The sequence below is a fragment of the Enterococcus sp. CWB-B31 genome, from assembly GCF_020567645.1.
Lineage (GTDB): Bacteria > Bacillota > Bacilli > Lactobacillales > Enterococcaceae > Enterococcus_L.
Genome location: NZ_JAJDJW010000003.1, coordinates 232,991 through 254,219 on the forward strand (window position 1 = coordinate 232,991; position 21,229 = coordinate 254,219).

The following is a 21,229-nucleotide window of genomic DNA, read 5'->3' on the forward strand; positions in this document are numbered from 1 at the left end:
ATGGCAAATAATTTATTACTGGAAATCGGATTGGAAGAAATGCCGGCTCATGTAGTGACACCTAGCCGTATACAGCTGGAAGAAAAAATAGTAAAGTTTTTAGATGAGCATAACCTTGGGTATGAATCTGTACAGACTTTTTCAACTCCGAGACGTTTGGCGGTTCATGTAACAGGTATTCCCGAAAAACAAGAGGATACACAGGAAGAAGTAAAAGGACCTGCCAGAAAGATTGCACAGGATGAGTCTGGGAACTGGTCAAAAGCAGCGGAAGGATTCGTTCGTGGTCAGGGCATGTCAACAGATGCAATTACATTTCGTGAAGTGAATGGAGTGGAATATGTCTATGTGACAAAGTATGTTCATGGCAAGGAATCTAAAGAAGTTTTGAAGGATCTTAAAGAGGTCATTTTGAGTCTGACTTTCCCGGTAACTATGCACTGGGCGGATTATGATTTTGAATATATTCGTCCTATTCACTGGGTGGTGGCATTGCTGGATGAGGAAGTCATTCCGTTTTCCATTTTAGATGTTGAAACGGGAAGAGTTTCAAGAGGTCATCGTTTTCTTGGTGATGATACAGCTTTATCTCATGCGGATGAGTATGAAGAAAAGCTTCTGGAACAGTTTGTTATTGCAGATCCTGTGAAAAGACAGGAAATGATTGTAGCACAAGCAGAAAAACTGACAGAAAAAAATCAGTGGGTTTTGACTATGGATACTGATTTGCTGGAAGAAGTAAACAATTTGGTGGAATATCCTACAGCTTTCGTTGGGGATTTTGATGAAAAATATTTATCCGTTCCTGACGAAGTTTTGGTGACTTCCATGAAAGAGCATCAGCGATATTTTGAGATTCGAAATGACCGCGGAATGCTGCTACCGCATTTCATTGCTGTCAGAAACGGAAATAATGTCCACCTTGAAAATGTGATAAGTGGGAACGAAAAAGTCCTGGTTGCAAGATTGGAAGATGCGGAATTCTTTTATAATGAAGACAAAAGATTGTCTATTGACGGTTGCGTGAATAAACTGAAGCATGTGACGTTCCACGAAAAAATAGGATCAATTTATGAGAAAATGCAGCGTGTATCAGTGATTGCCGGCATCATTGGAAAAAACGTCGGACTTTCTGAAACTGAATTGGATGATTTAAACCGTGCTTCTCAAATTTATAAATTTGATTTGGTAACAAATATGGTCGGTGAGTTCCCTGAGCTTCAAGGAATCATGGGTGAAAAGTATGCCCTGCTGCAAGGAGAAAAAGCAGAAGTTGCTCATGCAATTCGTGAACATTATATGCCGACATCAAGCGAGGGAGAACTTCCAGAATCTTCTGTCGGTGCTGTTCTGGCCATTGCAGATAAACTGGATAGTGTTCTGACATTCTTCGCAGCAGGAATGATACCAAGCGGGTCAAATGATCCTTATGCGTTACGCAGACAAACCTATGGAATTGTCCGAATTGTTGAAAATAGAAACTGGCAATTTCCGTTGATTGAGCTGCAGAAAGAAATTGATGATACGATTAATACTGACCTGACGAGATTTGGTATTCAGCTGGCAAGCGGTCAGAATGAAGTGATTGATTTTGTCAAAGCTCGATTACGTCAGTTGTTGTTAACCAAAGATATTCGACATGATATTATTGATGCAGTTATTTCTTCGGAACAAAGAGATATGATGAAGCTGTTTGCTTCTGCGATGATTATTAGAGAGCACCTTGCTGATTCGGATTTTCGTCCTTCAATGGAAGCTTTAACACGTGTTTTGAATCTGGTCAGAAAAGGTCAGGAGCTTCTTGTACAAGAAAACATAAAAGTGGATGAGCAGCTTTTTGAGAATGAATCAGAAAAGGCATTGCATAAAGCGGTAAATGAAGTAGAAGAAGACTTCGCGACAAATACAATGGTCGAAAACTATCTGGCATTGGTCAGCTTAAAACCCATGATTGAAAATTACTTTGATCATACTATGGTTATGGTTGAAGATGATTGTGTGAGAGCAAACAGACTGGCGGAATTGAATCGTATTGCCAAAATGGTTCTGTCACTGGCAAGTTTGGATCTGCTGAATGTAAAATAAGAAATAGTAACTGAACATATACAGCCGGATTGTGAATTCATCCGGCTGTTTTCTATGTTTAAATTTATCGGCAACAGGTAAAGGAGTGATTCATTTGAAGCTAAGAAAATATAAAGTGGTCGCAGGCGAAAAGGTCTTGGTTTGTTTGGCAGAACGATTATCGGATTTTGAACTTCCTGCAAAGGTTGACTGCATTGAATTTGAAGAAAATGGCTTAAAGAGGAGTTGACTAAAGGAAATGAAAACAGTAAAGACAGCTGCCGGTACTTATCGTTGAGGAACGAGTGATCAACTTCATTGAGCTGTTGGAAGAAACAGACTGGATAACTGGGAATAAACAGGGAGATATTTCCTATATCTGTATTGCAGAGGAGATGGAAGGTCGGCGTTTTGGAAAAGAGATGATGAATCAGGCAGAGAAATGGGCAAAAGATCAGGGATATCAGAGAATCTCGTTAAAATGTTTTTTTCAGTGTCTCATCATGTTGCCAGCTTTTATGAGACTTTAGGATATAACGTGGAAGCTGTCAAAATGAGGAAAGAGTTTTAGAACGAATGACCACAATGCGGACATTTAGCTAACGAAACTAGAAAATCCCCTTTAGCCCGACTTGCTGAAAGGGGATTTTCTCTATAAGTCACTTTTTATTCTGGTTAATAAATCTGTAAAAAATCCATTTTCTGGATTGTAATCATCTAACCGATAGTCACCACTGCCTAACGCGATTAGTTTTGCGTGATTTGGTTCAATCTGATAATGAATTAATTGTGCTATTTCTGAAAAATTTCTGCTTATCCGAGAGATGTCTATGACAAAGATTTTATCTATTTTGCCAGCTTCTAAATCTTGTATAAGCTTTTTGAAGGCTGGTCTATCTAATTTAACTCCGCTCTGATGTTTGTCTATATAATGCTTGAAGTTTTGAATATTGTTTTCTTCACAGTAATTGTTTAATTCAGTTATTTGTTTATTTACGTCTTGCCTATCGTCGGTTGCCGAACGGCTGTAAAGGGCGGCTAATTTATGCATTTATGTCATTCCTTTCGTTTGATTTTATTATATCAGGTTTTATTTATAAAAAATAAAGGGAGAAAACCGACATTACTCAATTTTCTCCCATTTTTGGGTGGAGATTTTATTCTTTGTTTTTAATTGGATCAATTTCTTTAACAAAGGCAGCTCGCTCTATAGCACCCCAAGTTTCATAAATCTTCGTGATCATTTCATCTACCTCTATTCGTTCTGGACTTCCAGCAGGATGTAGTGGAATATAACCATCAGTTATCGTGGCGATATATTCCTTAAGTGTGGTTCTTAATATTTCCATCCAAGGAATGTTCATCTTTTTGCAGATAGCCTTCACTTTGAGAAGTTGCCAGTCTTCGACTGGATCTACAGAAAGATTTGGATCAAAATCTATAAAAAAACTGTAGCTGAAGATTCTAAACGTAATTCTTCAAATTGGATGATTTCTACTACTTTAAAAAATACATACTCTGAATTTTCGAAACAAAGGATATCATCTGGCGCTACCTTGCTGAAGTTCTCATCTTCAACATGTTTTAAAATCAAATAAAGATTCTCAGAATAACAGATTTTCTCAAAAGTCTCTTCCTCAATTGACGCTAAGTAAACATGATACATTTTTTCATCCTCCTATCTAGATAATGATGACATACTCTTGGATAATCGCTAGTGCTTCCTCATAAGATTTTGTATTCTCTTGAACTTCTTTCCATAGCTGATCAGCTTCGTTCAAGAAACTATTTCGTTTCAGCTTTTTACTTACAATTCCTAACAGGTTAAAGATATTGCCATTCTCTCCAATCAGTTTTACTTCCAAACTTGTTTACTTCAATAGCTTCATTTCCTTAATGTACTTGCCCTTATACTTGGCAGTGCTGGACATAATAACTCGTTTGGCAAATGAAATCAAGTCTGCTTTTTGTTAAAATAACGTTTTTTTCCTGAAAAAGAATCTTTAAAAATAGACTGGACTTCCTTTGTATTCAGAGTTATTATCGTGATGTTAAAGAACGAGAGGAAAGAAATGTACGAAAATTTTAAAACAAAAGTAGCCTTAAAGGAACTAAGCCAAGAGCTTCGACAGAACATTTATTGGGGAAAAGAAGCATTTAATAGTGAAACTTTGGGGGAACATATTTCTGCAGAGCAGCTACCAAACTTCCTACAAACATTAGATATTTGCGCTTAAGGAACAACATTGAGTTTTACTAAAACGACAACAAATGTGAAAAGCGTCAACTGGAAAACAACTGATTGTTATTATGTGATTGAAAATGATTTTGCATCAATTGAAAATCTTCTGAAGAAAGCTATTGAAAGTCAGAATGCTGGGGAGATGATGAAAGGACTACAGAAATTGCTAAATCAAGAGGTGTCATTGGTGTTGTGGCCGAAGATGAGAATAACGAAATAAAAGAAGTGTAGCGGAAAAACCGCTACTTTTTTATTTCGTCAGGCCAATATGAAATATGGAGAAATAAGCGCCACAATAGAAAAATTACTAGAAAGTCGACAAAGGATTCGACTTTTTATTTATGTTCGCACACAATGCATTGTGCGCAAGATTAAGGGGATTTAATAGAAATCAATTGATACAGGCTATTCTTTTATATTATACTTGACTATTACTTTTTTGATAATTTTCATTTACCAAGGTTATTAGTAAACAAAAAGTAAGTATGGTTAAAGTTATTATTTGCACATTTTTTATAAAAATGATAGAATGCTAATGTACATTTAACTTGTTTTTAAAAAAGATTTAATGTACTTTCAGGTCAATTCAAACGAAAGAAGGTGAACTATATGACTAAATTTGAATATGAAAAACCAAATTCTGAAGTACAAGTGAGTCAACAAATGCCATCTTAATCTTTTAGATAGAGGCTGGAACAGAAATAAATTTCTATGTCCTTTATACACTTAGAACCAAATAACTGGCGGGGCAGAATCAATGTTTTCGTAAATAAGCCGAAATTTATCAAAAATTTGTAGAACAACTTCCGTAAAATTCTTCTTATTTCTCAGAGTTGAAAACTTCTGTCCCGACCTCTTTTTCAAATTTAATACAAAAAAGTGTGACTTTTATTGTTAAGAAACTTAAATTTAGGAGGGAAATGACTTGTCAAAATTAACACTCAAAAAATCTAAACATGTAATTACTCAAAGTCCACAAATGGTAAATTGGAATTATAGTTATAAATGTAACCTAAATTGCAAGCATTGTTACAGTAGAACTAGAAATGAAAAAGAAGCTACCATAGAAGAAAAATATAAAATTGCAGATAATATCATTAAAAATGATGTTTTTTGGGTTAATTTAGGTGGTGGTGAACCAATCATTTTAAATGAAACAGTAGAAATGATAAAATATCTAACTGATAATGACATTTATGTTTCATTGAGTTCAAATGGTACTTTTATTAAAGAAAAGAAGGCCTACGAGCTATATAAAGCTAATTTATCTGGTGGTTCTATTAGTTTAGACCATAGTATCAGAGAAGAACATAATAGAATAAGAGGATTTAATTCTAGTTATGATGATGCTATAACTGCAATGAAATTATTGATATCTTTCGGAATTGACGTTATTATATCAACGACAATGACTAGTGAAAATTATGAAGTACTAGAAGATATTATTAAAATTGGTGTAGACTTGGGGTGTAGAGGAATTAGCTTAAAACGTTTGAAAATGGCTGGGAACGCTTTAATCAATCCAGAGTTAGAGTTAAAACCTGAACAAGTTGCCATCTTATATAAAAATATTTTTTTATGGAAAGAAAAATATAATGAGTTTGACATTATATTAAACTATGGAACTGATTTAATAAAAAATTTAGATGGAGGATGTCCCTGTGGAAGAACCGCTGTTGCAATAACTTCAAATGGCACTATACTTCCTTGTGTATATAATGAGTCAATTCCGTTAGGAAATGCAATTCATGATGATTTATCTGAACTTTGGAATAATGAAAAATTAACAAATTTAAGAAATAATTTTAAATGTTTGGGAAGAATGTTAGCAAAGGAGACTGACTAATGGAATATGTTCTAGAGAGAAGTGTTAAAATGCAACACCATATTGAACTTCCAAAAAATAAAGATCTATTAAGTAACTTAACTCTAAATTCCGAGAATATTCATCCAGATATCTTCAATCATAAAGAGGTAATTTCCATGATTGCAAAAAATGGTGTGTACATGGAAATTAATCTTATTGGCACACTAATACTTGACATGATTATTAAAGATAAGAACATTAATGAAATAACTTCTGAAATAAGTAATCTATTTAATGAAAAGGAAAAGATAATTGAAAATGATGTCTTGCTGTTTTTAGAAGACTTAGTAAATAAAGGATATCTAGTTAAATTATGTTTAAATTAAAAAAAGAATCAAATTATAACTCTATTCTTACAGTAAATTACTATCTTTTTTCTATATTAAGAAACATTTTATTATATTTACCTGTATTGGTTCTTTTTTTAGAAATGACTCTAAATAATTCAGTTAAAGTTGGTACTGTTCTTTTAGTAAAATCGATCACTGTTGCTATTTTAGAAATCCCTATGGGATATGTTTCTGACATGATCAGTCGTAAACTCTCTTTGAAATGTAGTATTTTTCTTAATATCTTTTCGTTATTACTTTTTATATTCAATCCTACATTTTGGACGCTTATCATAGCAGAGATACTTTTTGGAATTTCTGAAACTCTTTCATCTGGTTCAGATGTATCTTTGATTTATGATAACTACAAATATAAAAATAGGCTAAATTTATATGAAGTATACCAGAGAAATGAAATATTTATTTTATCTGTTGTTTTAGCGTTGTCCTTCTTTTTAGGTAGTATTATCTATAATATTAATCATGTAATGGTATTTTTGATACCTATAATATGTCTTTTTCTCTCTTTTTTTATTTTGTTGAGGATTCCAGAATATCCCTATAAAGAATCCAATGCTCCTAAACTTAGTTTTTTGGACAACATAAAAAAAACTCTCTCTGTTGTCTTGAATTCAAATAAAGGTTTAGTAAATCATATTATATATGGAGTACTTTTGAATGGTTTGTTTACAAGTGTATACATGCTCCTATTTCCTATAGTTTTGAATAATAGTACCCAAAACAAAATGACATACGGAATTATATATGCAGTAGCGGTCATGCTAATTGGCTTTGGAGCACGAACACAAGGAAAAGTGAAATCACAAAAAATTGAATTTCTACCTATTACTGTATCTATTGTATTTCTTTGTAGCTTTTTTATAAATAATTTGTATTTCTTTGTAATTTCATTGTTATTTATGAGATTTATTTGGGGGATTTTCAATTCTTACTTCATTATTCAATTAAATCATTTAATTGATCATTCCTCTATGAGAGCCACTTTCTTTTCTTTTTATAGTTCTCTTGTTAATCTATTTTCAGGAACGCTAATTTTTATTTTAGGAATTTTTCTAGAGAAATCTTCCAATTTCAGATATCTATTTTTCATACTAGGAATATGTTTTTTTGTCTTATTTTTGATTTATTCAAGCTATAAAAAAAAGAGAATATTTTTTTAGACTAAATACTGGTATATAAATTGACTTATATCCACTTTTTGAATAGACTATTTTAATGAAAATAGACGACCACTAAACAAATGGAAAATTTCTTGATATTATTTGTTATTTTGTGAGTTCCTTGTTACATACCCAATAAAAGAAGTCAACAGCGACGTTAAACGTTTGGAAGAATAATCAAGAGTAGTTAGTTACGAAGTGCAAAAAAGTCGTAACCAAATCGAAAAAAGCCCCCTTTGATATAACAAAGATTAATGCTTTGTTATATCAAAGGGGGCTTTTTTAAGACCTACAAAAAATTAAGGAGGTATGTACTAAGATAAAGGTATTGCTGCTAACTTCTTATCGCCAACATTTGTTTTATCAATTGATGCACTTAATTTTTTGAAAGCTATTTTATTAATTTTATCAATAAGAGAGTGGGACAGAAATAAAATTCCAAACGCTCTTCGTGTCTAACCCCGAATAAACGGTGGTACAAAAGCAACTCCTTCGGAAATAAGTCGAACTATACTGAAAATATGAGTAGCTCCAGGGAGGTATCAATTCACAACTATTCATTTTATGAATAGTGTTCCTTGACAATTTTCGTATAGTCCGACTTATTGTCATAAATCACTACGATTGACTCGTCAGAGTAGATGATGCATGATACCTACCTGGTTCTTGAAACAGAACACTTCTGTCTCAACCTCGTACCTGTTTATTTGCGCTGCTGTTTTCCAGCATTTCTTCCGCTTTTGGAAGGATATTTCGGCTGTTTTTTTGAAGATGAAACATTTTGAGACTCAGTTGGTGTTACATCTTTTATAGGTGTTACTACCTGTTTGGGTGGATTCTTTTTCAACTCTTCTGCCAATTGTGCTTTAATTTTTGGCTTCAAAAGAATGTTGGTTATGAATGTCTGAATACAACTGAAAATCCCGCCGATTACCCAGTAAAGAGCTACTCCTGCTGGTGACTGGAAAGACATGAAAACAATCATTAGCGGAGAGACAATCAGCATTGATTTCATTGTTTTCTTTTGTTCTTCAGGAATGCCAATTGTAGAAATATAGCCTTGAATTAAATAAGCGATACCTGCCATAATAACAAATACGATGCTCGGCTGCCCAAGGTTAATACCAAAGAAGTCTGCCTCGCTGATTCCTTCTGTATATCTTGCGGCAAAGAAAAGTGCAGAGAAGATCGGCATTTGAATCAGCAATGGAAGACAGCCGATACCACCCATCATGCTGACATTGTTTTGTTTATAAACCTGCTGCAGCTCCAATTGAGCCGCAGCTTGTTCTTCTCTTGTTGCTGCCTGCTTTAATTTTGCTTGTGCTGCATCAACTTGAGGTTTGATTACCTGCATTTTTTCAGTTTGGACCATACTTTTACGTGACTGGTATAAGCCAAGGGGAAGTATGATGATTCTCGCAATAACAGTAATAAAAATAATTGCCCAACCATAGTTCCAGTTAAAGTTTTGAACCAAATAAGTAATGAGACTGCTCATCGGCTGAACTAAAAAATTATAGACAAATCCTTCTCCGGTAGGTTGACCGTCACTTCCGGTTTTTACACATCCGGAAAGAAAAACAACTAGAGCTGCCAAGCCGGAACTGTATAACCACTTATTATATTTTTTCATAAAATTCTTCCTTCGTCTAAAATTTGCACAAATTTAACTATACTTGAAAAAAAAGTTTTTTTCAATAATAATTCTTGAGCATAAGTGAATTTTAGTGAAACATTTAACTGGTCATATTCTTTCTCGCTTAATCGAACGGGGTACTGCTTTTGTTGTCCCATTTTTATCATCCTTTTTACTCTTATTATGCACAGGTAATTAATCTTAGTATGAAGATGCTAGTTAGTTACTTTAAATGAGGTATAGTCGTTAATCAGAGGATCATCCTGAATATCTACGTAAGTTACCCGCCCTGAAGGGGAAGGTGAGTCCTTGACCTGTTGAATAAATGTTTCCATTGCTTCTAAAGATCCCACTGCTTCAATTGAAACCGATCCATCGTCTTCATTCCTCACTGTTCCAGTAATTCCCAATTGATCTGCAGCTATCTTAGTCATAAATCGAAAACCTACACCTTGAACTCTTCCCTGGACATTCATTCGAACTTTTCTCATCACTGTCACATCCTGTTTTATTCATTTTCTTAATGATAACGATTTTTTGAATCTATATCAAGTTTCAATAAATATTAAAAAAAATGGTATAATACTTTCGAGGTGGAAGTATGAAAGAAATTATGTCAAATAAAAATGAATTGATAAAAAAGATCAGAAAACTTTATAAGAAAAAGGGCCGGGAAGAAGCCCGCCGATATGTGATTGAAGGATTTCACTTAGTTGAAGAAGCTGTTCGTTTTTCAGCACCTGTTGAATGGATTCTTTTTGATGAGAGAGGACGCAAAGAATGGGGAGAATGGCTAAGTCAGTACGATGATGAAAAACTGATTTTTGTTAGTCAGGATGTTATGAAAAGTTTGTCTGAGCTGCCGACTCCCCAGGGAATTATCGGCATTGTAGCAATTCCGGATGAGGTCGAAGTAAATGAGCTTCAAGGTCATTGGCTTGCACTGGATAATGTGCAGGACCCGGGAAATGTGGGCACGATGATTCGTACGGCCGATGCGGCAGGATACGCAGGGGTGATTATTGGTGAGGGGACAGCAGATATTTACAACAGTAAAGTTTTACGGGCTATGCAGGGCAGTCATTTCCATTTGCCTGTTCTTAGAAAGAAGATTGAAATGGTGATTGACAGCTTTAAATCCAGAAATATTCCTGTTTTTGGTACCAAGCTGGATGAAAAAGCAGTCCATTATACTTCTGTTGCGCCGAAACAGAATTCTTGCCTGATTATGGGAAATGAAGGACAGGGTGTGAGTCCTGAGTTATTAGATCAAACCGATCAAAATATTTATATACCGATTCGCGGAGAAGCGGAATCCTTAAATGTAGCAGTGGCAGCAGGAATTTTGATGTATCATTTGTCAAATGGACTATACCAGTAAAGAAATGAAACGGCGGAGACAGCGGAGTAAATAAAGTTTTGTTAAAAACAGCGGGACAGTCAAATAGTGAATTGAGAAAAACTTGATAAGTGTCTTCGATAGAGGGAATGTGGTGAGAATCCTCAGTCAGTAGATCTTTTCTACATGTATAAGCAGACGAAATCAGATACTCTGTTAATAAATGAAAAGGCACTTATATCAGGGGAAAAGTGTTTGCCTGCTAAAAGCTGAAGCAAACCTATTGGTGTACTTCAGCTTTTTTCATCTAACATAAACAAAGACGACCTTAGTTAGGAAGCAGTTGAGTACTATAGAGGAATTCAAATTGTCAATATGCTTCAAATCGCTATAAGAATTTTCTGTAGTATATAAAATTTTTATATCAGGGTATGATTTATCCCCCAGAAATAAAAACCAGCTACATTGAGTTGTCACTTTCCAAACTATTTTGGCTGTCCAAGTAAAACTGGAGAATTTCTGTCAGATATTCTTTAGAATAGACTAGTAAGCATCGATTCTCCAAAGTAGCTTACTTGAAAATCAGCTTTTGGGAACGAAATACGATAGTATGTATACGACAATATGAAGGTTGCGGCAAGATGCCTTCTTTAAACGGATTTTACTCATTTCTATTTCTTTGAAACTAGTTGCCGCCAGATTTCTAGACATACTTGGTAAAGAAATTAAAATAAAAAGAATATCGTATTAGGAGAGGGGATAAATGAAACAGATTTTAGTAGGCAGTATGGTTATAGCAAGTCTATTGATGATTAGTAGTTGTTCTGGTAATTCAGATACGGCAGCTGACAGCCCAACAGAAGATACCCGACAATCCAGCTCCGAAAAGGTTGAGGAGAATCAGATAACTGCGTTGATTTCATTGATAAAAGACGAGGAAGAAATTGCAGGGAAAGAGATCTCTTTTCAGGAAGGCAGCGATTTGATGACTGTTCTAAAGGACAATTATGAGGTGGTAGAAGAGGGTGGTATGATTCAGGCAATTGACGGCATTGAACAAAATGCAGATGAGGGCTGCTACTGGACTTATACAATTAATGATGAGATGGTTAATACAGGTGCAAATGAAACGATCTTGAAAGACGGGGATAAGGTAGTGTTTACCTATGCAAAATTCTAAAAAGAATTCGACTATTTTTTCTGTTAGAGAAATTGCTTATCTTGGTTTAATGGCAGCGGCGGCTACCGTTGGACGCACACTGCTTCAAATTATACCCAATATACAGCCGATGACTGCAATTTTTTTAATTATTACACTACAACTAGGGGTGAGCAGAGGAGTAGTGGTGTGTTTGCTATCAGTACTGGTAACCAATCTATATATGGGGATGGGTGTTTGGACGATCGCTCAACTAGCCAGCTATATATGTATTATTTGCCTAGTTGGTATACTGCGGCAGTTTCACTGGTATCGACAGCATTTGATCATTCAAATTGTTGTCAGTGTATTAGCAGGATTTATCTATGGTTTTATCATTTCTGTAATAAGCGTTCAAATATATGGAGTCACCGGCTTTTGGGTCTATTATCTTCAAGGACTAACGTTTGATATGTTGCATGCAGCTGGAAATGGCGGATTTTATTGGATTTTAGCACCATTATTTGGAAAGCTTTTAAAGAAATTAGAAAATAATGAAGTTAGAGTGGAATAGCGGCAAGTGCAATCTCTCTAGTGTTGTGTCCGTATATTAATGCACCCTGCCGCTGTTAAATAAGAGCAGTCTGGTAAGAGAACGTTTTCCTATTAAGAAATGACAAGGTTTATGTTTGAGTTAGTGAAAACGAAAAGATCGGACATTCAAGAATTTCCGCAGTGTCAAATCAGCAGCTGGTTTACAAGGCTAGTTACAGCTGATTTGATTCGATTCAGCAATGGAATCGTACAGCTCCTTTTCATAGCCGAGCTGCTCCCTGGCTCCACGTTTCTTGGAGTTGAAGCATAACTGTTTAATTCGATCAATACACTAGCTTCTTTTTGAAGCTGTTTGTGAACCTTGAGTAAGCTTGATAATAAATAAAAAACGTAATAGCTGTTGTAAATGAAGAACAGCTGAATCTTTTGTTCCTTCTACACCAGCATTAATAGCTGTTTTTACAGCGGATATATCTCCTGTAAAACGACATAAGATTTCCCGGAAAGCCATATTTCTAGTTGAATACTGATAATTTCAACTGGCTTTTGCCATAATTAGTTTTGTGTTTGCTGTATTCAGCAGATAGTCACCAGCTTCAATTCCTTTAGCTATGCTGTTTAATTCCTAAAAATCAATATCCTCCAATTATTTCGTTTAACATTTATTATTTTGATTTTATTTGACAAAATATTCCTTTTTATAATCTTTTTGATAATGCAAAATACATGGACGGACAGGATAGAAATGAATGGAGCAAAATAGGAAAAAAGCTGATGAAATTTGTTTGCAAATTCAAAAGTCGTATTGTATAATACTAGAGGTGCGTTTACGAGAGTAAATTCATAAGAAATCCACATCTCTATCCATCTGCGAAGCGGTGCTGATTTATTCAGTTCTTCAAAGAGCTTAAAGATAGAGAGAGGGAGAAAAAAACCAAATTGGAGGAAACAAAACATGGCAGTAATTTCTATGAAACAATTGCTGGAAGCCGGCGTACACTTTGGACACCAAACTCGTCGCTGGAACCCAAAAATGAAGAAGTATATCTTCACAGAAAGAAATGGTATCTACATCATTGATTTGCAAAAGACAGTGAAATTGGTAGATGCAGCTTATGACTACATGAAAAACGTTGCAGAAGAAGGCGGCGTGGCTTTATTTGTAGGTACTAAGAAACAAGCACAGGAAGCAATCAAAGATGAAGCAATCCGTGCCGGACAATTTTATGTAAATCACCGTTGGTTAGGTGGAACATTAACAAACTGGGATACTATTCAAAAACGTATCAAACGTTTGAAAGACATCAATAAAATGGAAGAAGATGGAACATTCGATGTTCTTCCTAAAAAAGAAGTTGTTGGTTTAAACAAACAACGTGAACGTCTTGAAAAATTCTTGGGCGGTATCGCTGATATGCCTAGAATTCCAGATGTAATGTACATTGTTGATCCTCGTAAAGAACGTATTGCGGTTCAGGAAGCACAAAAATTGAACATTCCAATTGTTGCGATGGTTGATACAAACTGCGATCCTGATGAGATCGATGTAGTAATCCCATCAAACGATGATGCAATTCGTGCAGTTAAATTGATTACAGCTAAAATGGCTGATGCTTTCATCGAAGGAAACCAAGGTGAAGATCAGGCAGTTGAAGAGCTGTTCGTTGAAGAAACACCTGAAGAAGCAACATCAATCGAAGAAATCGTTGAAGTTGTAGAAGGTGCCGGCGAAGGTGCTGCAGAATAATACGAGCATAAATAATAGATGACGGAGCTGTCTCAAGGGCTGGGCGATAGGCCTGATTCTCCTTTGAGATAGCTTTTTTTAAAACAATTTTGACAACTATTTGAGGAGGATATAAAAAAATGGCAGATATTTCAGCTAAGATGGTAAAAGAATTGCGTGATATGACAGGTGTCGGTATGATGGATGCTAAGAGAGCATTAGTAGAAGTTGAAGGCGATATGGATAAAGCTGTTGACTACCTGCGTGAAAAAGGCATGGCTAAAGCCGGCAAGAAAAATGACCGTATTGCAGCAGAAGGTTTGGCAAATGTAGCAGTTAATGGAAATTTCGCAGCAATTGTTGAAGTGAATTCAGAGACTGACTTCGTGTCTAAAAATGAAATGTTCCAAGATTTAGTTAAAAACATTGCAAAAGAAGTTGCTGAAAACAAACCAGCTTCTATGGAAGAAGCATTGGCAATTAAAACTGCTAAAGGAACTTTGGAAACGGAACTGATCGAAGCTCAAACAGTTATCGGAGAAAAAATCAGCTTCCGTCGTTTTGAAATTGTTGAAAAAGAAGACAACGCTGCTTTTGGTGCTTACCTGCATATGGGCGGTCGTATTGCTGTGCTATCTGTTGTTGACGGAACTACTGACGAAGAAGTGGCGAAAGACATCGCAATGCATGTTGCAGCAATTAACCCTCGTTATGTTGACGAGTCTCAAATTCCTCAAGAAGAATTGGATCATGAAAAAACAGTCTTGACTGAACAAGCGTTGAATGAAGGCAAACCAGCAAATATCGTAGATAAAATGGTTATTGGCCGCCTGAACAAATTTAAAGCAGAAATTTCTTTAGTGGATCAGCCATTTGTTAAAGATCCTGATATGACTGTTAAAAACTATGTCTCTTCTAAAGGCGGAACAGTGAACTCATTTGTACGTTTTGAAGTGGGCGAAGGCATCGAAAAACGTGAAGACAACTTTGCTGACGAAGTAATGAGTCAAATGAAAAAATAATTTTGAATGAAGGAAGGCGCAGAAACAGTAACTTGGAAATTCTACCGGATTTTCGTAAGCTGCTCATTTCTGTTCCTACCTAACGGGAACGCAGCTTGCTGCGCTCCTTTTTTTTAAGCAATATAGAAGAATTAACTGAAAGAATGCCTGTCTTATGATAGAATGACTTTAGAGAAATGTTGGAGGGAAAAGACAAGATGGTAAAACCTAAATATCAGCGTGTAGTATTGAAACTGAGTGGTGAAGCATTAGCAGGAAACGATGGTTTTGGAATTAAACCTCCTGTTATTAAAGAAATTGTGCAGGAAATCAAAGAGGTTCATGAACTTGGTATTGAAATGGCTATAGTCGTTGGCGGCGGGAATATCTGGAGAGGTCAAATCGGTGCCCAAATGGGGATGGAAAGAGCTCAGGCTGACTACATGGGAATGTTGGCAACTGTAATGAACGCACTGGCATTGCAAGATACTTTAGAAAATTTAGGTGTACCAACACGGGTCCAATCGTCTATTGAAATGAGACAAATTGCAGAACCATACATTCGCAGAAGAGCAGAACGTCATCTTGAAAAGGGACGTGTAGTCATTTTTGCCGGAGGTACAGGAAATCCGTATTTTTCAACAGATACAACTGCTGCATTACGAGCGGCCGAAATTGATGCGGATGTTATTTTAATGGCTAAAAATAATGTTGATGGTGTATACTCTGCTGATCCGAAAGTAGATGCCAGCGCAGTCAAATATGAAGAGCTGACACATTTAGATGTTATCTCCAAGGGACTGCAGGTGATGGATTCAACCGCAAGCTCATTGAGTATGGATAATGATATTCCGCTGCTTGTCTTTAATCTAAACGAACCAGGAAATATCCGTCGGGCATGTCTTGGTGAAAATATTGGAACAACTGTAAGGGGGAAATAATAATGTCTCAAAAAGTATTGGAAACAGCAAAACAAAAAATGAAAAAAGCAGCACAAAGTCTGGAGCGTGAATTAGGTCAGATTCGTGCAGGAAGAGCAAATGCCAGCTTGCTGGATCGTGTGACAGTAGAATATTATGGAACGATGACTCCGGTTAACCAATTGGCATCTATCACTATTCCAGAAGCACGTGTTCTGATGATTACTCCATTTGATAAAAATTCAATTGGAGACATCGAAAAAGCAATCCAGGTAAGTGATATTGGAATCAGCCCAACTAATGACGGAAATGTCATTCGTCTGGTTATTCCTCAGCTGACTGAAGAGCGTCGGAAAGAATTGGCTAAAGATGTTAAGAAGGAAGCTGAAAATGCGAAAGTTGCAGTTAGAAATGTTCGCCGTGATGCAATGGATGAATTGAAGAAGCTGAACAAAAGCGGAGACATTACTGAAGATGAACTAAGAGGTCTTGAAAAAGATGTTCAAAAACTGACAGATGATGGCGTGAAAGATATTGATGCCATTACTGCGGAAAAAGAAAAAGAATTATTGGAAGTATAATACAAGAACTGCAGTCACAACACCTTTGGTTGGGAAATATTTCCCTGTCAGAGGTGTTTTTTCTATTTCTTCATTAGCAGTTGGAAAGGACAATTCAAAATTGAGTTTTTATAGAGTTGAAAGAATGAAGTGGAGCAAATTTTCTTCAAAAAGTCAGATAATTGTCAGAAAGAATCAGTTATCCTCTTGGTAAGAAGCAATAATTTAAGTTTTTTATTCTATCAATATCTTAAGAAAAATGGAAATAAATAGAGATTTAAATGATAAATACTTTTTTTTATAAAAAGTTATTTGGAAATTGGCGCAAGGGATGTTTGATTTATCTTTCTTTTAAGTCAGAAAAAGATTGTAACTCCCTCTATATTATGGAATAATGAGGAATGAGTAAAGAAATTATAGTTAAGGAGCTGAGGATGTGAATTTTGTCAAAAGGGCGTTATACAGCGTTGCCAGAAGAAAAGGAAAATCCATTCTTTTGTTCGCAGTGATTTTTATTTTGGGAAACGTTATAGCAGGAGCGATTGCCATTCAGCAGTCAACACAGAATGTTGAAAAAAATATCAAAAAAGAGTTAGGCGGACTGGCAAGTATTGAAATAGATTATGAGAACAATCAAGATGCTTTTATGTCAGAAGATTTCAAGATGGAATTTTTGTCAGAGGATCTTATTAAGCAGGTGGGTGAATCGCCGTATGTGAAATATTATGATTATAATATCACCAGCTGGATAGAAACAAAGACACTGAAAGCAGCAACAATGGAAGATTTTAGTAATGATGAATCGTACATTACCTCACAGGGCTTCAATATAAAAGGCTCGAATCTGCCGGGAATTTTAGATGCTGAAGAAAAAATAATTAATGTAACCGAAGGGAAAACCTTTACTCAGGAGGATATCACTAAAGGGAATAATGTTGTTGTTATTTCATCCAAGGTTGCTGAAAAGAACGGACTTTCAGTGGGTGATCAGATGATCATTGACCAGATAGGGACTCAATACACCGAAGAGGGTACAATGAATGAGGTGTTTAAAATAGATATTCCGGTAGAAATTATTGGAATATTTGAGCCGACAACGGTTGAGCTGGAAGAAAATAAAGGAAATGACGGCTCCACAGCTACTGCAAGTGACAGTGAGAATCAGTACCTGTCAATGGAAAAAATGAACACGATGTACATGCCGAACAAAACGGTCCTTGAAATGAATAAAACGTATACAGAAAAATATATTGAAAAAGTTCCAGAGGAAGCAGAGTTTCTGACAACGAATGAAGATGAGTATTATTACACACCTGTTTATGTTATGAATAATGCAGATGAAGTGGAAGCTTTTAAAGAAGAGACACAGCCATTGCTGCCTGAACTTTACACAGTGAGAGCGTCAACGGATCAGTACGACCAAATTGCAGGCAGTATGGGCAGCCTTTCTAAAATCTCCGGCTATGTCGTGACAATAGCCGTTGCAGCTGCTCTGCTGATTATTTCATTAGTCGTTCTACTGTTTATGCGGGATAGAAAACATGAACTGGGCATTTACCTTTCTCTTGGGGACAAAAGAGGTCATGTAATGGGACAGATTATTATTGAAATGGTCATAATAAGCGGTATCGCTCTGATTTTGTCATTACTTACAGGTAATTTCCTGGGGAAAGTTGTTTCGGATGCATTATTGAACAGTGATATGCTGAGTACAGCGGACACAATGATGGATGGCATGGTCTATTATGGAGGGGACTCTTTGGGGACGACGAATTTGACAAATACAGATGTCATGAACTCTTATAAAGTAGAGTTTTCTCTGGGATATATCGTTACCTATCTGGTTGTTGGAATGACAACAACATTGCTCTCCGCTGTTATTCCTCTATTGTACATTCTTCGGCTTGATCCTAAAAAAATTATGATGTAGGAGGGGAAAAAAATTGGCAATACTGGAAACGAAAAAAATGGATTACTATTATCAGGATGGCGATAAGCGCCGCTTTATCCTAAAGGATACAAATGCGGCTTTTGAAAAAGGAACCTTCTACACTATATTAGGGCAGTCCGGTTCCGGCAAGACCACCTTTCTATCATTAATCAGTGCATTGGATACACCTAAGTCGGGACAAATCCTCTTTAAAAATAAGGACATTAAGACGATAGGATATGATAAATACCGCAGAGATGCAATCAGTATTATTTTTCAAAGCTATAATCTGGTACCTTATTTAACCGCAGTGGAAAATGTACTGGTTGCAATGTCAATCACCGATAATAAGCTGCCGGAAAATCAAAAAGAAGTAGCCTATAATCTTCTTGATTACATTGGGATTACCAAAGGCAAAGCAGATCGTCTTGTTAATCAGCTTTCAGGTGGAGAACAGCAGCGTGTAGCAATTGCCAGAGCACTGTCAACAAATGTTGATATTATTTTAGCAGACGAACCGACAGGAAATCTGGATGAGGAAATGGAGCAGGAAATTGTCAACATCTTTAAAAGACTGGCGAAGCAGCACAATAAATGCGTGATTGTTGTTACACACTCAAATGAAATTGCCAGTCAGTCTGACAAGACCTATTATTTGAAAAAAGGTGTGTTGAAGCAATATGAGTGATTTTCTAGCAAACTTCGAAAATAAAAATTATGAGAAGACACGTCAGGATAAGCTTTATGAAAAGAAGAAGGACAGCCAAAGAAAGAATAGTCAAAAAGGTCAGGAATCAGAGCAGAAACAAACAGGAAAAGCTGTAAAGGAAAATGATTTGCGTTCAGCAGAATCTTCATTAAAAAAAACGTCAGAGCCTATAAAAAATGTTCAGACAGAGCCGATAGGAGAGCTTTCTGTAGAAGAATTGCTGAGGCAAAAGAAGCAGCAGAGGTATGAGCGGCAGGCAGCTCGTGAAGCAGCAGAGGTACATCTGCTTCAGGGAGTAAATGAGCAGCAGGCTCAAAATACTGCTTCTAAAGCAGCTGTGAAACAGATACAGGAGCCTGTCCAGCAATCACTGGAGTATGAAAATGAAACAGCAGCTCCGGGAGAAGAGCTGACAGAGACAGACCCTGGTTATCGCAGAAAAAAGATTATTAAGTATATTGTTTTGGCAATAGGGACAGCGGCGGCAATTGGAATTGGAATTTTTGCCTACTATCAATATACCCATGTAACCGTTCCTGATTTTGTTGGAAAGGAATTGTCAGAGGCGAGAGCTTGGACAACAGAAAACGGTGTGACACTTAAAATTGAACAGATTTATGATTTTGACAAACCAACAAATCAAATTATTTCTCAGAATGTTCAAAATAAAAAAATTAAAAAGGGCAGTGAATTACTCATTGATGCCAGCTTAGGACCTGATCCAGAAGAAGTCATTGCGCTGCCGGAATTTAAAGATATGTCTAAAGAAGCTGCGAATGAATGGATTGCAGCCAACAAAGCAGACAGTCTCAGTCTCATTGAAGAATACAATGAGACAAAACCAGCCGGCGAGTTTATTAAGCTTGAAATTGGAGCAAAAGATATCACCGTGGAAACGTATCGCAGAAAAGACAAAGCAAATATTTACTTTTCAAAAGGGGCAGAGCCGCTGGAAAAGACAATTGAAGTGACTGATTTCGTTGGTAAAACGAAGGAGGAAGCAGAAGAGTGGTCGAAGAAAAATGAGCTGGCAATTGAAATTTCCGAAAGCGATTCTGATACAGTCGAAACTGGAAAAGTGATTTCTCAAGAGGCGGCAAAAGGAACGAAGCTGGCTAAAAAGGATAAATTCCCAGTTGTCATTTCGACTGGAAAGGCTTATGTTGTTCCAGACTTTTCTCAAATGTCCATGACTGATGCTGAAAGCAATGAGTCAGTTTCAGTTAGACAAATTTATCACGATACGGTACCTTATGGAGGATTTGTCAGTCAGTCTGTTGAAGCAGGACAAACATTTAAAGAAGCTGAGAAACCGGGAATAGAACTGGTTTATTCAATTGGAAAGCCATTTATAAGAGACCTGAAAGATTCGACACTTGAAGGAGACCTGCAAAAGATTTTTTACGAGGAATATCAGTCTAAAGGTGCGAACGTAACTTTCCAAGTGTATTATGTTGACTCTGAGGTAACGAAAGGAACAGTTGTACAGATGAGCCAGTATAATGAATTTGTGTCAACAAATGCCGTTATTCGGATCAGCATCAGCCGAGGAAATATTGTTCGTACAGAGGAAGATCCAGCTTCTGTTGATAATTAAACGAAAATTTTTATGAAAAAAGCGCAGGAAAGATGAAATGATCCTGCGTTTTTTTAGACTTTTCATTTGTCAAATTAAGCTAGACACTATCTCATCATCCATATAACTCAAAAATACTTCCATGGGGGTTCGATAGTTCAGTGATTTCCTTGGAATATGGTTCCTTTTTGAGGCAACCGATTGGACAAATGCCTCATCAACTTCATTGAAATCCATTTGCTTAGGAAGTCCATCCTTTCGAAGCAGCCCATTTGAGTGCTCATTCAGGCCGCGTTGAGAGGGAGTTCCTGGATCCGCAAAATAGATATTGATGTCTTGCTTATTAGAAATACTCTTCCAATTCGAAAACTCTTTTCCACAATCAAACGTAATTGATTTGAAGAGATTTTTAGGAAATGTGCTAAACCATTCGTTCAAAGTTGTTTCGATATC

The 21,229-nt window shown here is 36.2% G+C and carries 26 protein-coding genes; 18 read left to right on the forward strand and 8 right to left on the reverse strand.

Annotation, left to right across the window (positions count from 1 at the left end):
• The 3 genes from glyS to LI954_RS05225 all read left to right on the forward strand — a co-directional run bounded on the left by glyS (position 1) and on the right by LI954_RS05225 (position 2,594).
• On the forward strand, positions 1-2,085 hold the full coding sequence (glyS, locus tag LI954_RS05220) for a glycine--tRNA ligase subunit beta (protein WP_229443886.1): 2,085 nt from the start codon (positions 1-3) through the stop codon (positions 2,083-2,085).
• 94 nt (positions 2,086-2,179) lie between these two features.
• Positions 2,180-2,314, forward strand: coding sequence for a hypothetical protein (locus tag LI954_RS16030; protein ID WP_267491428.1), 135 nt, complete (start codon positions 2,180-2,182; stop codon positions 2,312-2,314).
• A 55-nt stretch (positions 2,315-2,369) separates the two neighbouring features.
• Complete coding sequence (locus LI954_RS05225) at positions 2,370-2,594, forward strand: GNAT family N-acetyltransferase (RefSeq protein ID WP_229443887.1); 225 nt, start codon at positions 2,370-2,372, stop codon at positions 2,592-2,594.
• Between the two features lie 122 nt (positions 2,595-2,716).
• On the opposite strand, the gene LI954_RS05230 is transcribed toward LI954_RS05225, so the two are convergent.
• From LI954_RS05230 to LI954_RS05245, 4 genes are all read right to left on the reverse strand, one after another.
• Complete coding sequence (locus tag LI954_RS05230) at positions 2,717-3,115, reverse strand: recombinase family protein (RefSeq protein WP_229443888.1); 399 nt, start codon at positions 3,113-3,115, stop codon at positions 2,717-2,719.
• Between the two features lie 106 nt (positions 3,116-3,221).
• On the reverse strand, positions 3,222-3,428 hold the full coding sequence (locus tag LI954_RS05235) for a hypothetical protein (RefSeq protein ID WP_229443889.1): 207 nt from the start codon (positions 3,426-3,428) through the stop codon (positions 3,222-3,224).
• Positions 3,429-3,502: 74 nt separating this feature from the next.
• Positions 3,503-3,730, reverse strand: coding sequence for a hypothetical protein (locus tag LI954_RS05240; RefSeq protein WP_229443890.1), 228 nt, complete (start codon positions 3,728-3,730; stop codon positions 3,503-3,505).
• A 16-nt stretch (positions 3,731-3,746) separates the two neighbouring features.
• Positions 3,747-3,929, reverse strand: a complete 183-nt coding sequence (locus tag LI954_RS05245; protein ID WP_229443891.1) for a hypothetical protein — start codon at positions 3,927-3,929, stop codon at positions 3,747-3,749.
• 207 nt (positions 3,930-4,136) lie between these two features.
• Here LI954_RS05245 and LI954_RS05250 point away from each other — a divergent pair, with 207 nt between their 5' ends.
• From LI954_RS05250 to LI954_RS05270, 5 genes are all read left to right on the forward strand, one after another.
• Positions 4,137-4,301 carry a hypothetical protein gene (locus tag LI954_RS05250; RefSeq protein WP_229443892.1) on the forward strand — a complete coding sequence of 55 codons (165 nt, stop codon included), beginning with the start codon at positions 4,137-4,139 and terminating at the stop codon, positions 4,299-4,301.
• Positions 4,302-4,310: 9 nt separating this feature from the next.
• Entirely contained in the window at positions 4,311-4,526 is a 216-nt protein-coding gene (locus tag LI954_RS05255; RefSeq protein WP_229443893.1) for a hypothetical protein, read from the forward strand.
• A 705-nt stretch (positions 4,527-5,231) separates the two neighbouring features.
• A complete protein-coding gene (locus LI954_RS05260; protein WP_229443894.1) occupies positions 5,232-6,152 on the forward strand; it encodes a radical SAM protein in 921 nt (306 codons plus the stop codon).
• Positions 6,152-6,499, forward strand: coding sequence for a PqqD family protein (locus LI954_RS05265; RefSeq protein ID WP_229443895.1), 348 nt, complete (start codon positions 6,152-6,154; stop codon positions 6,497-6,499). The genes LI954_RS05260 and LI954_RS05265 overlap by 1 nt, the downstream gene beginning before the upstream one ends.
• A complete protein-coding gene (locus tag LI954_RS05270; protein ID WP_229443896.1) occupies positions 6,487-7,683 on the forward strand; it encodes an MFS transporter in 1,197 nt (398 codons plus the stop codon). The genes LI954_RS05265 and LI954_RS05270 overlap by 13 nt, the downstream gene beginning before the upstream one ends.
• A gap of 703 nt (positions 7,684-8,386) precedes the next feature.
• Here LI954_RS05270 and yidC read toward each other — a convergent pair.
• The 3 genes from yidC to LI954_RS05285 are packed head-to-tail and all read right to left on the reverse strand — an operon-like array spanning position 8,387 to position 9,813.
• Positions 8,387-9,319, reverse strand: coding sequence for a membrane protein insertase YidC (gene yidC, locus LI954_RS05275; protein WP_229443897.1), 933 nt, complete (start codon positions 9,317-9,319; stop codon positions 8,387-8,389).
• Positions 9,316-9,480 carry a hypothetical protein gene (locus LI954_RS05280; protein ID WP_202065824.1) on the reverse strand — a complete coding sequence of 55 codons (165 nt, stop codon included), beginning with the start codon at positions 9,478-9,480 and terminating at the stop codon, positions 9,316-9,318. The genes yidC and LI954_RS05280 overlap by 4 nt, the downstream gene beginning before the upstream one ends.
• A 57-nt stretch (positions 9,481-9,537) precedes the next feature.
• On the reverse strand, positions 9,538-9,813 hold the full coding sequence (locus tag LI954_RS05285; protein WP_202065826.1) for an acylphosphatase: 276 nt from the start codon (positions 9,811-9,813) through the stop codon (positions 9,538-9,540).
• Positions 9,814-9,923: 110 nt separating this feature from the next.
• Between LI954_RS05285 and LI954_RS05290 the strand changes: the two genes are divergently transcribed.
• From LI954_RS05290 to LI954_RS05335, 10 genes are all read left to right on the forward strand, one after another.
• The gene (locus LI954_RS05290; protein ID WP_229443898.1) at positions 9,924-10,703 is read left to right on the forward strand and encodes a TrmH family RNA methyltransferase; all 780 of its coding nucleotides are present in this window, start codon (positions 9,924-9,926) and stop codon (positions 10,701-10,703) included.
• 721 nt (positions 10,704-11,424) lie between these two features.
• A complete protein-coding gene (locus LI954_RS05295; protein WP_229443899.1) occupies positions 11,425-11,841 on the forward strand; it encodes a DUF4430 domain-containing protein in 417 nt (138 codons plus the stop codon).
• On the forward strand, positions 11,828-12,373 hold the full coding sequence (locus LI954_RS05300) for an ECF transporter S component (protein WP_229443900.1): 546 nt from the start codon (positions 11,828-11,830) through the stop codon (positions 12,371-12,373). The genes LI954_RS05295 and LI954_RS05300 overlap by 14 nt, the downstream gene beginning before the upstream one ends.
• Positions 12,374-13,309: 936 nt before the next feature.
• Positions 13,310-14,101, forward strand: a complete 792-nt coding sequence (gene rpsB, locus LI954_RS05305) for a 30S ribosomal protein S2 (RefSeq protein ID WP_229443901.1) — start codon at positions 13,310-13,312, stop codon at positions 14,099-14,101.
• A 119-nt stretch (positions 14,102-14,220) separates the two neighbouring features.
• Positions 14,221-15,102 carry a translation elongation factor Ts gene (gene tsf, locus LI954_RS05310; RefSeq protein WP_229443902.1) on the forward strand — a complete coding sequence of 294 codons (882 nt, stop codon included), beginning with the start codon at positions 14,221-14,223 and terminating at the stop codon, positions 15,100-15,102.
• 197 nt (positions 15,103-15,299) lie between these two features.
• Positions 15,300-16,022 carry a UMP kinase gene (gene pyrH / locus LI954_RS05315; protein WP_202065867.1) on the forward strand — a complete coding sequence of 241 codons (723 nt, stop codon included), beginning with the start codon at positions 15,300-15,302 and terminating at the stop codon, positions 16,020-16,022.
• A 2-nt stretch (positions 16,023-16,024) separates the two neighbouring features.
• Entirely contained in the window at positions 16,025-16,582 is a 558-nt protein-coding gene (gene frr / locus LI954_RS05320) for a ribosome recycling factor (RefSeq protein ID WP_202065870.1), read from the forward strand.
• Between the two features lie 415 nt (positions 16,583-16,997).
• Positions 16,998-18,491, forward strand: a complete 1,494-nt coding sequence (locus LI954_RS05325; RefSeq protein WP_229443903.1) for an ABC transporter permease — start codon at positions 16,998-17,000, stop codon at positions 18,489-18,491.
• Positions 18,492-18,504: 13 nt separating this feature from the next.
• The gene (locus LI954_RS05330; protein WP_202065881.1) at positions 18,505-19,179 is read left to right on the forward strand and encodes an ABC transporter ATP-binding protein; all 675 of its coding nucleotides are present in this window, start codon (positions 18,505-18,507) and stop codon (positions 19,177-19,179) included.
• Positions 19,172-20,797: a PASTA domain-containing protein gene (locus LI954_RS05335; RefSeq protein WP_202065889.1), complete on the forward strand. Its 1,626-nt coding sequence runs from the start codon at positions 19,172-19,174 to the stop codon at positions 20,795-20,797. The genes LI954_RS05330 and LI954_RS05335 overlap by 8 nt, the downstream gene beginning before the upstream one ends.
• Before the next feature lie 69 nt (positions 20,798-20,866).
• On the opposite strand, the gene LI954_RS05340 is transcribed toward LI954_RS05335, so the two are convergent.
• Positions 20,867-21,229 (reverse strand): IS30 family transposase (locus tag LI954_RS05340; protein WP_229443904.1); only part of this gene is annotated, 363 nt, incomplete at its 5' end.